The sequence below is a fragment of the Burkholderia sp. BCC1985 genome, from assembly GCF_905339915.1.
Classification (GTDB): domain Bacteria; phylum Pseudomonadota; class Gammaproteobacteria; order Burkholderiales; family Burkholderiaceae; genus Burkholderia.
Map to the genome: position 1 here is coordinate 151,744 of NZ_CAJPGY010000008.1, position 14,000 is coordinate 165,743.

At 62.2% G+C, this 14,000-nt stretch carries 12 protein-coding genes and 1 pseudogene; 7 read left to right on the forward strand and 6 right to left on the reverse strand.

All coding sequences use genetic code 11. The features are described from left to right. The first annotated feature begins 368 nt into the window (after positions 1 to 368). The 3 genes from U4Z31_RS10595 to ltrA (U4Z31_RS10605) all read left to right on the forward strand — a co-directional run bounded on the left by U4Z31_RS10595 (position 369) and on the right by ltrA (U4Z31_RS10605) (position 3,642). The gene (locus U4Z31_RS10595) at positions 369 to 1,511 is read left to right on the forward strand and encodes a toprim domain-containing protein (protein ID WP_321810266.1); all 1,143 of its coding nucleotides are present in this window, start codon (positions 369 to 371) and stop codon (positions 1,509 to 1,511) included. 95 nt (positions 1,512 to 1,606) lie between these two features. Further along, positions 1,607 to 1,834, forward strand: a complete 228-nt coding sequence (locus U4Z31_RS10600) for a hypothetical protein (RefSeq protein ID WP_226158749.1) — start codon at positions 1,607 to 1,609, stop codon at positions 1,832 to 1,834. Positions 1,835 to 2,277: 443 nt separating this feature from the next. Further along, on the forward strand, positions 2,278 to 3,642 hold the full coding sequence (ltrA, locus tag U4Z31_RS10605; protein ID WP_321810360.1) for a group II intron reverse transcriptase/maturase: 1,365 nt from the start codon (positions 2,278 to 2,280) through the stop codon (positions 3,640 to 3,642). Between the two features lie 87 nt (positions 3,643 to 3,729). Here the strand turns inward: ltrA (U4Z31_RS10605) and U4Z31_RS10610 are convergent, their stop codons facing one another. From U4Z31_RS10610 to U4Z31_RS10625, 4 genes are all read right to left on the reverse strand, one after another. Then, a complete protein-coding gene (locus U4Z31_RS10610; protein WP_321810267.1) occupies positions 3,730 to 3,984 on the reverse strand; it encodes a hypothetical protein in 255 nt (84 codons plus the stop codon). Beyond that, positions 3,981 to 4,136 carry a hypothetical protein gene (locus U4Z31_RS10615; protein WP_321810268.1) on the reverse strand — a complete coding sequence of 52 codons (156 nt, stop codon included), beginning with the start codon at positions 4,134 to 4,136 and terminating at the stop codon, positions 3,981 to 3,983. Before U4Z31_RS10615 ends, U4Z31_RS10610 begins: the two co-directional genes overlap by 4 nt. Before the next feature lie 119 nt (positions 4,137 to 4,255). Next, entirely contained in the window at positions 4,256 to 4,594 is a 339-nt protein-coding gene (locus tag U4Z31_RS10620; protein WP_321810269.1) for a hypothetical protein, read from the reverse strand. 9 nt (positions 4,595 to 4,603) lie between these two features. Then, positions 4,604 to 5,608, reverse strand: coding sequence for a PRTRC system protein D (locus U4Z31_RS10625; protein ID WP_321810270.1), 1,005 nt, complete (start codon positions 5,606 to 5,608; stop codon positions 4,604 to 4,606). Between the two features lie 1,463 nt (positions 5,609 to 7,071). Here U4Z31_RS10625 and U4Z31_RS10630 point away from each other — a divergent pair. Beyond that, positions 7,072 to 8,202, forward strand: coding sequence for an integrase domain-containing protein (locus U4Z31_RS10630; protein WP_321810271.1), 1,131 nt, complete (start codon positions 7,072 to 7,074; stop codon positions 8,200 to 8,202). A gap of 367 nt (positions 8,203 to 8,569) precedes the next feature. Here the strand turns inward: U4Z31_RS10630 and U4Z31_RS10635 are convergent, their stop codons facing one another. Next, on the reverse strand, positions 8,570 to 8,968 hold the full coding sequence (locus U4Z31_RS10635) for a RidA family protein (RefSeq protein WP_321810272.1): 399 nt from the start codon (positions 8,966 to 8,968) through the stop codon (positions 8,570 to 8,572). A gap of 409 nt (positions 8,969 to 9,377) precedes the next feature. Between U4Z31_RS10635 and ltrA (U4Z31_RS10640) the strand changes: the two genes are divergently transcribed. Continuing rightward, positions 9,378 to 10,868 (forward strand): group II intron reverse transcriptase/maturase, encoded by a 1,491-nt coding sequence (gene ltrA / locus U4Z31_RS10640; RefSeq protein WP_415750279.1) that lies wholly within the window; start codon positions 9,378 to 9,380, stop codon positions 10,866 to 10,868. Positions 10,869 to 10,926: 58 nt separating this feature from the next. Then, a pseudogene (locus U4Z31_RS10645) lies at positions 10,927 to 11,984 on the forward strand (IS5 family transposase); the annotation flags it as partial. A 276-nt stretch (positions 11,985 to 12,260) separates the two neighbouring features. On the opposite strand, the gene U4Z31_RS10650 reads toward U4Z31_RS10645, so the two are convergent. Further along, on the reverse strand, positions 12,261 to 12,398 hold the full coding sequence (locus U4Z31_RS10650; RefSeq protein ID WP_165487627.1) for a hypothetical protein: 138 nt from the start codon (positions 12,396 to 12,398) through the stop codon (positions 12,261 to 12,263). Between the two features lie 48 nt (positions 12,399 to 12,446). On the opposite strand from U4Z31_RS10650, the gene istA reads away from it, so the two are divergent. Continuing rightward, positions 12,447 to 13,997, forward strand: a complete 1,551-nt coding sequence (istA, locus tag U4Z31_RS10655; protein ID WP_321810274.1) for an IS21 family transposase — start codon at positions 12,447 to 12,449, stop codon at positions 13,995 to 13,997. Positions 13,998 to 14,000: the final 3 nt, after the last annotated feature.

A 14,000-nucleotide genomic window follows, 5' to 3' on the forward strand; every position in this document is an offset into this window, starting at 1 on the left:
TATCCCGTTTTCTCTCACCTATAGCGTGTGACGTGCCTTTGGGCACGTCACACGCCGTCTTTCTTCCTTCCTGCATTTCCCTGTCTACCCGACGTTGCTGAACCAAGCCGACGCGCTCGCGCGCGGCTTCGTTGAGCAAGCGTTTCCGCGCCTGTCTCAGGCATCGAAAAACCCGCAGTCCAACTGGAGAGATCCGTGAACGTGAAGTGTTTTTGCCTTTCGTCCCGCTCGAGGCTCTCCATCTCACGTCGATTCGACGTGCCGTTGGAGCCCGCGGCGGCAGGAAGGTTTGTTGATCCATCTGTGCTGGCTATCCGATCGGTGGCGAATGCACGCGTTTTCGCCGTTGTGCGAACGGAGGACGAATCATGGGAGAGCTGAAGAAGCTGGATCTCGCGGTCATCGACTGGCCCAATGTTTTTCCGCACTACATCGACAGCCGATTCCTGAGCGGGAAAGGGCGTTGGTGGACGTGTCCGCTCTGCGATGGGGAAGAGACTTTCCGGCTCTATCCCGCTGAGAAAGACCCTAGAGGTGGTTGGCATTGTGCGCGCTGTTTGAAGGGTGGGACGGGCGTGCAGCTGATTCACGAGGTGACGGGCAAACCGTATCGTGAGATCTACTACGAGCTCAGGACCGGCAACTACAACGGTGGTATTCCCGTCGCGGTGGTCCGCAAGGTCAAGGCGGTCCCGGCCCGGTCTGAAAAAAGCGACGAGCAGAAGTGTCGCGAAATGCAGGCTGCGTGGGACGGCGCGGCTCCGATGACGGTCGATTCGCCCGCTTGGACCTACCTGTCGACGCGGATTCCCGGGCTGCGGCTCGAGTGGATCGGACGCGACGTGCGCTGTCACCCCGGCTTGGAGTACGTCGACGCCTTTGGCAAGAAGCAGGGGAAGTTTCCCGTGATGCTTCAGCGCGCGCGGTCGCAAGCCGGGAAGCCGCGGCGTGTCCATCGCACCTACCTCACGGCCGACGGCGAGAAGGTTCCATTTCTCACGAAGAACGGGAAGCCGCGAGCGAAGCTGGAGATGAGCGCGCCGGCCGGCAGTTTCGGGTCGTCGGTGCGGCTCAACACGACGCGGTCGCGCACGCTCGCACTGGTGGAAGGCGCCGAGACTGGCTTTGCGGTCGTCGCACGGTACCAGAATCGCATCGAGGTCCGCTGCCTGCTGAATTGCGGCGGCCTGGAGCATGCCGATATCAACTGGAACGACTACGACCACGTGATCATCTACGCCGATCGCGACAAGGTGGATCAACGGCGCGGCTTCCGGCCGGGCGAACATCATGCGCAGCTTCTTGCCGATCGCATTCGTGCGCAAGGCAAGCGCGTTTCGATCGTTAAGTCAGTGGTCGAGGGCGTAGATTTCTGCGATGTGTGGAGGCTGCAGCACCAGCGGCGGGTGCAAAAGCGTGACCTCGTGCGGGCCAGGCAACTGGCGCACGAAGAATCGCGGAGGCGGAACCTGACGCGAACCGGCAGTAGCGGAATGCGTGCAGCAATGTGACTTCGACGCCGGCATTCGCCGGCACAATTTTTTTCTTACCCGGTGGGGATACGTCCCCTCCGGGCCGTATTGCGCCGGGCCACATCACGAGGTGAATGATGGGCTCGTTTCGACTGGTGCTGGATGAGTTTGAAGTGATCGAGGTGCCGCCCAAGGTGGCGTCAGAGGGGGCAGCGGACTTTTCCGAAGGCCCGCGTTTCGACGTGATCGACCGGCTGCTCGAAGGCGACGATCGCTATATCCTGCGGGATGAAGCGTTCCAGCCGGCGGTCGATTTTTGCATGGCGTGGCTCGAAGAAAAAGAGAAGAGCCGAGCGCACTAAACCTGAAGACAAGCGACTTCCCTCGGGAAGTCGCTTTTTTTTGGTGCGCCCAGCATGGGCGCACTCCTGCGGGTGCAAGTCCCGCCATAAGCTGGTCACGGCGAATGAAGCGAAGCGCAACTGCGTGAGGGCGACCGAGCGTGGGGAGGAAGCGTGGAGCGTAAATCGCGAGCCGATGAACAAGAACTGCATAGAAGGCGCTGCTGAGCAGGGCGAGCGGGCCAGAAACCGCGAAGCTCTCGTGATCAAGGCGAAGCAGCGTAGATGCGGCGGTTGTGCGATGAAGGAGTGCGTTCTTACCTGGGGAGGCCTCGCCTCATGCCTGAAAGGGCAACGGCGTCGAGTCGGAGCGAGGAGTCAGCAGAGGTCGTAGTAGCCGCAGGATAGGCCGGGAAGGCCGAGGCTAGTGGCGAAGGACCAAACGAGGAGGAGTGTTCAACGACATGCCGACGCAACAGGCAAGGCGTCAGATGCCCGCGCGAGCGGGGCGAGCGGTGGCAGCGCGCGGTGAAGCTGTGCGTGAAGCCGTGAGCGACGAAGCCTGCGGCTCGCGGCATGAGACGAGGAGCACAGGGTCGGCGTTGCTGGAAGCGGCGCTGACGAGAGAGAACCTGCGGCAGGCGTTCAAACGGGTGCGGGCCAACAAGGGTGCGTCGGGCGTTGACGGGCTGGACATTGACCAGACCGCGCGGCATCTGGTGACAGCCTGGCCGGCAATACGTGAGCAACTGCTGCGGGGGACGTACCGGCCCATGCCGGTACGGCGGGTGGCGATCCCGAAGCCGGATGGAGGTGAGCGTGAGCTTGGCATCCCGACGGTGACGGATCGCCTGATCCAGCAAGCGTTGCTGCAAGTGCTGCAACCGATTCTAGATCCCACGTTTAGCGAGCACAGCTACGGCTTCCGACCGGGGCGACGTGCGCACGATGCGGTGTTAGCCGCGCAGTCGTACGTACAATCGGGCCGGCGGATCGTCGTGGACGTCGATCTGGAAAGATTCTTTGACCGGGTCAGTCACGACATTCTCATTGACCGCTTGCAGAAGCGCATCGGGGACGCTGGTGTCATCCGGCTGATCCGGGTGTACCTGAACGCGGGCGTGATGAGCGATGGCGTGGTGCAGGGGCGGGAGGAGGGTACGCCGCAAGGCGGACCACTCTCACCGCTGCTGGCGAACGTGCTGCTCGATGAAGTGGACAAGGAGCTGGAGCGTCGGGGTCATTGCTTCGTACGCTATGCCGACGATGCGAACGTGTACGTTCGCTCTCGCCGTGCGGGCGAACGGGTAATGGCGCTGTTGCGGCGGCAGTACGGGCGGCTACGCCTGAAGATCAATGAAGCCAAAAGCGCAGTGGCAAGCGTGTTTGGCCGCAAGTTCCTGGGCTACAGCTTCTGGGTAGCCGCAGGCCGTGTGGTCAAGCGCAAGGTGGCAGTCAAACCGTTGGCCACGTTCCGGCAACGCGTGCGGGAACTGACGCGTCGAGGTGGGAGCAGCCTGCAACAGGTGGTGGAAAGGCTGAGGCCCTACCTGCTGGGCTGGAAGGGCTACTTCCGTCTGGCGCAGACGCCGGGCGTGATGCGGGAACTGGACGAATGGTTGCGCCATCGTCTGCGCGCGATCCAACTGAAGCACTGGAAGCGCGGCACGACCATGTACCGTGAACTGCGCGCACTCGGCGCAGCGCATGATGCGGCGCGCCAAGTGGCGGCCAACAGCCGTCGCTGGTGGCGCAACAGCGGGCAGTTGCTCAACGGCGTGCTGCCCATCGCATGGTTTGACCGTCTGGGCCTACCCCGTCTCTCCTGACCTCAACTCCTCGAACCGCCCGGTGCGGACCCGCATGCCGGGTGGTGTGGCAGGGGCGAAGCCTGTTGGCTTCCCCCTATGCCGATCTTAGTCGCCCACGATAACCAGAACGAGAAGGAGGATGAGCCTGAAGACTCGCCACGCCCCGCCGGCCCAAAATGTGCCGATCGCGCCAACAAGAAGAATCAGACTGGCGATGTCGCCCGCGCCGTGGTTGTGCATGAAGGCGCCGGCCGTGAAGATCAGCGAGTACACCAAGACCAGAACGAGGCGACGCAGGACAAAGGGAAGGGCCCGGAATCCACGGATGACCGTGGACGTGGTGCCGGCGACGGCGTTCATTGCTCGTCCTTGGCATTGGCCATATGGGCGTGCCATGCATCGACGCAGTATTCGGCAGCAATCGCGGCCGCCGCGACCGCCAGCCAAAAGTAGGGGGATGCGAGCTTGTGAATCAATTGACCGTTGCGAATCCACTCGATCAGTTCCAGCATCTTCTTCTCCTTATCTATCGGTGCAAGACGTGGCACACGTTTTGAACACCTACCTCGTACAGCAATTCTCTCAGGTCTGTACAAAAAGCAAGCCGCGAAAAAACCAACCGATGGGCCTGTCAAGCCCATGCCCCGAGCTGATCGTGAAGCGAGTCGTCGAAGCCCGCGCCGTCAAGGCTCCCATCGCCAACGCTGAGTACCTGAAACTCGTCGCTGTTACGGGCGCCGGTCGCGCGCGCTGGCGTAGCATGCGGTGACGCGGGCGTGACGAGCGGCGCGGCCACTGCAGGGGTTACGACGCGCACCTGCCCGGTCAATTCCTGACGAAGCGCTGATTCGGCCAACGCTTTGAGGACGGCGGCCCGGCGACGGGCCGACGGACACGCGCTCAACCGCTCGAACAGCAGCGGCGACACGAGCTCGTTGATCGTGATGGTCATCTCGATCTTGTCGCTCATGCCCACTCCTTACCGGCGTTCGCGAGCGACGCTCGATTCCCCGACCAGCAGGAACCCCCGAACGTTCGCGAGGCACGGCGCGTCGATCACCTCGATGAGGACTCGCGGGAACGCTTGCCGAATGACGGACGCATAGAGTGCCGCGCCTCCACCGGACAGGATGATCGATCGAACGTTCGCCAGACGGCCGACGTTGTTTTGCATTTCCTTCACCACGCCCGAAATCAACGGCTGCGCTTTCTCGAGATAGGGCACGAGGTCGATGTCGTTCCCATAGAAGAAGAACGGTGTTTGCTCGCGCAGTGCTTTGTCGATTCGCTCGATGTCCTCGACCGCGTCGCCTTGGTCGCGCGCGATCAGCTGGGCGATGCGCTGATAGATCTGCGATGCGCCGCCCGGCATACCGCCGCTGCGCTTGTCGTCCATCGCGAAGCCGCTCGCGTACACCCAGTCGGTCGTGAAGTAGCCGACGTCGACGACGAGATGTTCAACGTCGCGGCCAAACTCGCCTTTCCGGTTGCTGGAGGCGAGGACGAGCGAGCCGAGCGGCTGCGGGATCACCATCACCTTGTCGATCTTTACGCGGCCTGCTCCGAAATCCAGCGTGCCGGTGAACCGTTCCATCAACGCGCCCGCGTATTTCTTCAGGTTGTGAACCGGCAGGCCGAGCACCAGGCGTTCGATATGGGTCACGCCGGAAAAGTTGATTGCGCCGAAGAGCAACGCGGCGTAGTTGTTCGTGAGAATGTAGTCGTCTGCCAGCGCGCGGCCGGTGTTGCCGTATGCGGCAGTCAGGGAAACGTCCGGGCCGACCTCGTACTCGACTTGGTCGATCACGATGGTGGCCACTTTGCGGGCGGTCAGTACGCTGTCGCCGTATCCGGCGATCGAGCGACTCGCCGCAAGCGGCGCGAGCGACGGAAACATTCCGGAGGCCACGGCGTTGTTCGCGGCACGGTGCGCGTATTTCGTATTGCCGTAGCCGACGTCGATAGCAAAGACTGCAGTTTTCAAGGGCGACTCCTTTGGTCACTGGTTCAGGAAAGGGAGGTGCAACGTCGAACCCGGAGTCGAACTTCGGCGCAGCCACAGCACCAAAGTCCTAGATAAAGTCGGACATTGAGAACGGGCCGTCACCGAAGTCGGACATAAAGTGGGAGATTGCAATGGCGAGCCCTAGAATCTCCCGGATAAAGTCCGAGATTGCGTGATTCAGTCTATCGAGCGGTACGCAAAGTCAAGTTTTGGAAAGCGGCGCACTTCCCGCCAGCTTTCGCGCGACCGAGCGTGACAAAACCGCCTATTCTGGGCATCACCTACCGCGTCATCGACGCATCGAACCCGCGCGCCAAGCGCTCACACTCCCCCTTCCGGCCCGCTTTGGGCCTCCAACGCAGTGAAATGTCCGGGCCGCACATTGACGCGGCCTTTTTCTGAAGCAAATCAAGTACACAGTGGTCCACCTTGAGGACCCCTGGACAGTGCGATATCCATACGATCGGCGGCGGTTTGCCGCAATGGGACGCAATGAGGACATGTGGACACCGGACACCGGACAGTCCACGCAACCTCGATTGCGTCTACTCACGCCCTTTCAGCGAACGAGCTGGGTGCGTTCAGGAAGCCCGATACACCGCGGCGGACATGAACGTGCTTGGGGGCGGGGGAAGTCTTGCGAACCGGAGAGACCGGCGTCGCGATTCCCTGATTGGAAGAACGAACGGTAGGCGCAGCCGTAACCCAAATGCGCAACAGGAATTGCCCGGCACGTAGCCCGGCGCCGGCGACCGCGAGGTTCGTCGACGCCGAGACGCGCAAGCGTCAGGCTGGCAGGGTAGCCACGAAGCTGGACTGGGCGGATCAAATCCGCGCAGCGCGTCCGACAAGCGGGCGCGACATGAACGGCGGCGGATTTGCGCGAAGCGCGGACTGCGTCGGTCATGCCAGCGGGATGGACAGTCGGATCGCATGCTCTTCCCATGCAGCGGGCTGATCGGATGGAATCGCTAAAGGACAGGAAGCAGCAAGACCGCGCCGGCGGATACCGGCGGAGCCATTCGCGCGAGCGAGGGCGAGAGAAGTAGCCGTTGTCGCGTCAGGTAGGGGCGCGCAACGGACGGTAAAGGTGAACGTCTATGGGGTCGCCGCGAGGGCTCCAGACGGACCCGCGCCGATTGATGTGGGAAACATTGCGCGGAGCGAGGGCCGCCGACTGATCAAAAACCTATCGCGTCAGCGGAATCGGCCGCTCAACGGCGGAGCCCGGCAGAGCGCTTCTTGACCGAGCCGCCGCGTACCGTACGATGGGTTCGCAAATGGTATCGATCACTGGGATCGTGGTCGACGATTTCGCGGAGCGCGATTGGCCGGCTGCCGCCGCGGCGAAAAGCGGGGCGCTCAGGACGATCGATTGACGATAGGAAATGGCGGGTGAATTCCGCCAGGTGTAAGCGGCATCGACCGCAAGGAGTAGAAGGATGGCTGCGATCCTCAACGTTCGGGCTGTTGTGGGACGCTATCGACTGTCGCCCGAGTTTCGCGACGCGTTGCTGGTGCTGTTCGATCAGCATGTCGCTGAGATCCACAGCACGACGCGGATCAGCAAGCGCGCGCTGTCGATCAAGACGCAGGAATACCGGGCGACGGCGATCTGCAAGGCGTTCGTCGAACTGCGTGAGGGAGGGTTCGCGCTGCAGACGCCGTGGTCGCTGAAGATCAAGCACGTCGAATACCTCGTTGACCGTTGGGTCAAGGATCAGCAGTCGGGCGGCACGATCGAGAACAAGCTCACGTATCTGCGAGCGCTCGCCCAGTGGCTGGGCAAGGCGAACCTCGTCGGTACGCTCGGCGACTATGTTGATCGCCGTGAAGCGGGACTTGAGCGCAGCTACGTGGCGACGGAAGACAAGTCATGGGTTGCGAACGGCGTAGACGCGGTCGCGAAGATTGAGGAGATCGCGCAGACGTGTCCGTACACCGCGGTGCAGCTCAAGCTGCAGGCGGCGTTTGGACTGCGTGTCGAAGAGAGCTTCATGCTGCGCCCGGCAGAAGCGGTGCGCGATCCGCACATGCTCGCGGTGACGCGCGGAACGAAGGGCGGGCGGCCCCGGGAGGTGCCGATCGAACGGAAGATCGCGATCCTGGAGGAGGCGGCCCGCCTGAGCAACGGTGTCACGGGATCCACGATTCCCACCGGCCGAACGCTGAAGCAATGGCGCGACTGGTACTACTACGTGCTCGGCAAGCATGGCGTGACGAAAAGCGGCATCGGCGTGACGAGTCACGGACTGCGTCACGAGTATCTGCAGACGCTCTATGAGCGGGTGGCCGAGGTGCCGGCGCCGATCAAGGGTTCGTCGTCGCGGCCCGATCCTGCCGCGCATGACGAGGCAAAGCGGCGGGTGGTCGAGGCTGCCGGGCACAGCCGGGTGTCGAAGGCGAATGCCTACCTGTCGACCTTCACCCGGCAGGCCGAGCTGAAGAATGCGTTGCCGACCGTTGATGAGGCGAAGGCTGCGCTCGAGGCGGCCAGTGGGAACAAGACACATGCTGCTGGTGCGTTGGGCATTTCGCGCCAAGCGTTGTATAGGATTCTTGGGGCGCGATAGCGAAGCGCGGATTGAGCGACTGCAACTGCGGCGGCGATACGCGCAAATCCCAGCGCAATGATCGGTTTGCCAGAATGCACCTGAAAATCGGACGTGATATGGGGATCGCGTCGAGCCACGACTCGATAAACTGAGTGTGTCTCTCAGGTTCTGGCACTGGCCCTCGGAAATCGCTAGAACCATCGTTAAGCCGGCGCAAGCCGGCTTTTTTTGGTTCTTCGTGGATTTCCGTGGTCGTCGCTTGCCGACCCTGAGCTGTCCTTCGATATCTGCCCAGTGTTACGTCTCATTTCGAGGGCACAGTCGTCATTCCACAGTGGCCCCCGCCCGTCGTCCGGGAAAGACGCTGGCCCGCTCGACTGACACGTCAATCATTGAGCGGAAGCTTCGCAACGACCTTGATCTCAAAGTCGAAGCCGTAAAGCCAGGTCACTCCGACAGCGGTGAGCGTCGGATGCGGCGCGTCGCCCCAAAACTCGGGCACGACCTGCCAGACGCGCTCGAGGGTCGATTGCGGATCGACCATGAACACCGTGACGTCCATCACATCGTCGAACGTGCATCCGGCCTCGTGCAGGATCGCATTCAGGTTTCGAAAAGCAAGCCGCACCTGTTCCTGCAGATCCGGCTCAGGCGTTCCGTCCTCGCGACTGCCGACCTGACCTGATACGAACAGCAAACCACTCGCCCGTACCGCCGGAGAATACCGGTTACGCTCGTACAGCGCCCGACGTCCCGGCGGAAATACCACATCGCGCTTGTCCACTCTAACCTCCGTTGATAGTCATTGGTTTCGATCAGCTCACTCTACCGACCGGCGCACGCGCGATAAACTGCCAACCCTGTCCATGACTGTTTGTAGAATGCAAACAATTCAATCGCGAGGCAAACACTCATGGACCGTTTCGATGCAATGCGTGCTTTCGTCCGGGTAGTCGAGGCAGGCAGCCATGGAGCCACGAAATGGTTTATATCCCGGATGCCGACGCGCTCCAGTACGTGGAAGGCAATACGAGTGGGCGCGACATCGCGAGTGCCTGCCGATCCGGCGTGGTCGTAGAACCTGGCATGCACGAAAGCGCCTTGCACGGGAACCGGGAGATCTCACGTCTGACCTGGCGTTGTAGTGGTACTGGCCAGGCCCGCATCGGGAAGGCGAGGAGCCGAAGCCGATGATGTACGGGCGTGAGAAGTCAGACCCCGCCATAGTAGCGAAGAAGCCTGCGAACAAGGCCGGGGACCCGGCTGCGGAGTGGGTGGAGCCAAGGGCGGGGACCGAGGGGAACGCGAACCAGAACCACACGTGCCGGGCGCAGAACCGGGGAAGCGTGTCACAGGGACTGGATCGCGTACGGCAGTTGGCGAAGCAGCATAAGAAGATGCGTTTCACGACGCTGCTGCACCACGTCACAGTTGAGCGGCTGGGCGCAGCGTTCGATGCGCTCAAACGCAAGGCGGCGCCGGGCGTTGACGGCATGACGTGGCAAAGCTATGAAGCGGGACTGGAGGGCAATCTCCGGGACCTGCACAGGCGGGTTCATACAGGGAGCTACCGCGCCCTGCCAGTGTTGCGTCGGTACATACCCAAAGGCGATGGCAGTCTCAGACCCCTGGGCATTGCGGCACTGGAGGACAAGCTGGTGCCGAGCGTGATGATGGATGAACTAAATGCCATCTACGGGGAAGATTTCCTCGGCTTCTCGTACGGATTCCGTCCGGGTCGCAGCCAGCATAATGCGCTTGACGCATTGGCGGCAGCGATCCAGTGGCGACCGGTAAACTGGATTCTGGATGCCGACATCCGGAGCTTCTTCGACACCGTCAACAGGCAATGGTTGATCCGTTTCGTGAAGCATCGGGTGGCGGACCCGCGAGTCATTCGCCTGATCGACAAATGGCTTGATGCCGGGGTGCTGGACAATGGCCGACTGATCTCGGTACAGGCTGGTACGCCCCAGGGTTCAGTGATTTCCCCATTACTCGCCAATATTTACCTGCACTATGTCTTTGATTTGTGGGTAGAGCGATGGCGGCGTCAGCGGGCACGTGGCACGGTGATTGTGTCGCGGTACGCGGACGATACGGTAGTGGGTTTCCAGTACGAAGCCGACGCGGTGCTGCTGCTGAAGGAGTTGCGGCAACGCATGGAAGAATTCGACCTCACGCTGCATCCGGAGAAGACCCGTCTGGTGGAGTTTGGTCGGTACGCTGCCGAGCGGCGAAGGCGCAAGGCCCTGGCGAAGCCGGAGACGTTTGCTTATCTGGGTTTCACCCACATAAGTGGGACGTCACGCAACGGCAGCTTCCAGCTCAAGCGAAAGAGCCGTAAGGACCGCCTGCGCGCGAAGCTCAAGCAGGTCAAGGAGCAAATGCACCTGCGCATGCACGAGCCGATCGCCTCACAAGGGCGCTGGCTGGCGCAGATTGTTCGGGGCTACTTTGCGTACCACGCCGTCCCGACCAATATGCGGTCGCTGCACGCATTCAGGCACGGCATCATGAAACTCTGGAGGCGTACGCTTCGGCGGCGCAGCCAGAAGGATGGGATGACGTGGCACCGCATCCAGCGACTGGCAGACGAGTGGCTACCTCAACCGCGGATTCTTCATGCATGGCCCGATCGCCGATTTGCCGTCACACACCCGAGGTGGGAGCCGAATGCCTGAATTGGGCACGTTCGGATCTGTGCGGGGGGTATTGGGCAACTGGTATCCCTACCGCGATCAGGTCTTCACCGGCGAGACGTACTTGCAAACGAAGCTGCCGATCGATCCGTCGAGCCTGACGCGCTGGCGCAAGCGGCTGGGCGAAGCCGGCGTTGAAGAACTGCCGGCCGAGACGATCGAAGCGGCCAAACGGGCGAACGTCGTCAAGAGCACAAGCCTGAAGCGAGTGATTGTCGATACGACGGTGATGGAAAAGGCGATTGCGCATCCCACCGATTCGCGCCTGCTCGAACGTTGCCAGGAACATCTGGTGAAGGCGGCCGCCCGGCACGGGCTGAAACTACGGCAGAACTACAACCGCGAGGCGCCGCGTCTGGCGGGCCAGATCGGCCGCTATGCGCATGCGAAGCAGTACAAGCGGATGAAGAAAGCGCTGCGGACCTTGCGTTCGCGTGTCGGGCGCGTGATGCGTGACGTCGAGCGGCAACTCGACGGCGTCGCTCAGCAAAGCCGTGCGGCGTTGGAAGACTTGATTGGCCGCACGAAGCGGATTCTGTCGCAGAAGCGAAAGGACAAGAACAAACTGTACGCGCTGCATGCGCCGGAAGTCGAATGCCTGGCGAAGGGCAAGGCACGCAAGCCGTACGAATTCGGTGTGAAGGTGTCGATCACGATGACGCACAAAGAAGGCCTGGTGGTAGAGGCGCGCTCGATGCCGGGCAATCCGTACGACGGACACACGCTGGCCGAAGCCTTGGAACAGGCAGCGATCCTGAGCGACGTTCAACTAGAGATCGCCGTCGTCGGTCTCGGCTACAAGGGCGTCGCCATCGAAGGCGTGAAGGTCTATCACCCGGGTTTGCGGCGCGGCATCACACGCGGCCTGCGCGTGATGATCTGGCGTCGTAGCGCCATTGAGCCGGCCATTGGCCACATGAAGGCCGACGGCAAGCTTGATCGGAACTGGCTCAAAGGGGCGCTGGGCGACGCGATTCATGCGGTGCTGTGCGGCGCCGTCACAACCTGCGGATGATCCTGCGCAAGTTGCGGCTTTTTTACGCTCTGATTCCCATCGCTTTGCTCGGCTTCAAAGTCGTTACGCCGTCGGCAGCCTGACCTCATCCGCGCGACGAAACGAATCGTTCAGGGCCGACTCATGAACGTCGTGGTTGAAACCACGACTCCCAGCTACGACGATAGACAATCGCTGTCTGGGCGATCGTCGAGTCACGCTCGAAACTATCGCTGCATTCAGGTGGGTGGCAGCCTGGAAACTCGCCTCACGCAAGACAAGATGCGTATTTCGGCGAACGTGATCAGTGATTTCGGATGAACGTGATCAGTGGTTCAGAATGATGGTGATCGGCCGTTTCGGTCGAAGGTGATCGCTGATCACCGGCTTCCGAAACGAGCGATCATCTTGCCGAAACGGGTGATCACGTTCCCGGAATGAGTGATCAGCGAACCGAAACAGCTGATCACGCAACCGAAACGGGATGGCCGTTCCGGCTCGGCGGTGGTGTTGCGCATGTGATCAACGACGGGCGTTAGCCTTGTCTCTTTTTAGGGGACAGGTTGATGCCGGCACATCGGATGAGCATGCGCAAACTGAAGGAAGTACTGCGGCTGAAGTGGGCGTGCGGCCTGTCGCACCGCCAGATCAGCCGGGCGATCGGCATCAGCGTCGGCGCCATCTCGGCGTACGCCGCCCGCGCCAGCGCGGCCGGGCTTGACTGGGCTGCTGTTGAACCGCTGGCCGACGACGAGCTCGAGATCAGGTTGGACCTGCCGGCGGAAGCAGCGGCTCCGACCCGGCGGGTCGAACCGGATTACGCGGCGATGCACCGCGACCTGCGCCGCAAGGGCGTGACGCTGCAGTTGCTCTGGGAGGAGTACGTCGAAGCCCACTCCAGCCAACGCACCTACCGCTATACGCAGTTCTGCCAGCGATACAAGGACTGGGCCGCGGCGCTGAAGCGCTCGATGCGCCAGCAACACCGCGCCGGCGAGAAGCTGTTCGCCGACTTCGCCGGACAGACCGTGCCGGTTCTTGGCCGCGACGGCGGCGTCGCGTTCAAGGCCCACGTGTTCGTGGCCGTCCTCGGCGCCTCGAACTACACCTACGCATGTGCGACGCGCTCCGAGGCCATGCCCGATTGGATCGGCAGCCTGATCGACGCGTTGGAATTCTACGGCGGCGTTCCCGAACTGCTGGTGCCCGACAACCCCAAGGCCTTGATCGCCAAGGCAGACCGGTACGAACCGGTGCTGGGCAACACGACGCAGGACTTCGTGAACCACTACGCGACCGCCATGTTGCCGGCGCGGCCGCGCAAGCCGCAGGACAAAGCAAAGGTCGAGGTCGGCGTGCAGATCGTCGAGCGCTGGATCCTCGCACGGCTGCGCAACCACCGCTTCTACAGCCTGGCCGAGCTGAACAAGGCGATCGGCAAGCTGATCGTCGACCTGAACCAGCGTCCGTTCAAGAAGCTCGACGGCAATCGCCGCGAATGGTTCGAGCGGCTCGACCGCCCGGCGCTGCGCCCGTTGCCGACCCGCCGATACGAGATCGCGACCTTCGTGAAGTGCCGCGTCAACATCGACTACCACGTCGAAGTGGATCACCACTATTACAGCGTTCCGCACAGCCTTGTGCGTCAAGAGGTCTACGCGCGCGTCACGCGCCACGGCGTCGAGATCCTACACCGCGGCAAGCGCGTTGCCGCCCACGCCCGCAGTCGACTCCGGAACAAGCATACGACGTTGCCCGAGCACATGCCGGCGGCGCACCGCGCCCACATGGAATGGACGCCCGGGAGATTGCTGAACTGGGGCGCTTCCGTCGGTCCCGGTGCCGAAGCGATCGTCAAACACCTGCTGACCAATCGGCCGCACCCCGAGATGGGGTACCGCGCGTGCCTCGGACTGCTGTCGCTCTCGCGCAAGTACGGCAAGGAACGGCTGGAAGCCGCCTGCCAGCGGGCGCTCGTGATCGGTTCTCCGACCCGTCGCTCCGTGCTGTCAATCCTCGAATCCGGCCTGGACCGACAGCCGATGCTCCCGATTCTGCTCACCGAATGGCATTCGCCCGATCACGAGAACGTGCGCGGGCCCGACTATTACCACTGACCC

Bases quoted from the DNA above. Each gene is read 5' to 3' on its own strand.
- U4Z31_RS10600 (WP_226158749.1), top strand. From the start codon at position 1,607: ATGATGGGCTCGTTTCGACTGGTGCTGGATGAGTTTGAAGTGATCGAG.
- U4Z31_RS10615 (WP_321810268.1), bottom strand. From the start codon at position 4,136: ATGCTGGAACTGATCGAGTGGATTCGCAACGGTCAATTGATTCACAAG.
- U4Z31_RS10595 (WP_321810266.1), top strand. From the start codon at position 369: ATGGGAGAGCTGAAGAAGCTGGATCTCGCGGTCATCGACTGGCCCAAT.
- U4Z31_RS10630 (WP_321810271.1), top strand. From the start codon at position 7,072: ATGGCTGCGATCCTCAACGTTCGGGCTGTTGTGGGACGCTATCGACTG.
- istA (WP_321810274.1), top strand. From the start codon at position 12,447: ATGCCGGCACATCGGATGAGCATGCGCAAACTGAAGGAAGTACTGCGG.
- ltrA (WP_415750279.1), top strand. From the start codon at position 9,378: ATGTACGGGCGTGAGAAGTCAGACCCCGCCATAGTAGCGAAGAAGCCT.
- U4Z31_RS10610 (WP_321810267.1), bottom strand. From the start codon at position 3,984: ATGAACGCCGTCGCCGGCACCACGTCCACGGTCATCCGTGGATTCCGG.
- U4Z31_RS10620 (WP_321810269.1), bottom strand. From the start codon at position 4,594: ATGAGCGACAAGATCGAGATGACCATCACGATCAACGAGCTCGTGTCG.
- ltrA (WP_321810360.1), top strand. From the start codon at position 2,278: ATGCCGACGCAACAGGCAAGGCGTCAGATGCCCGCGCGAGCGGGGCGA.
- U4Z31_RS10650 (WP_165487627.1), bottom strand. From the start codon at position 12,398: ATGCGCAACACCACCGCCGAGCCGGAACGGCCATCCCGTTTCGGTTGC.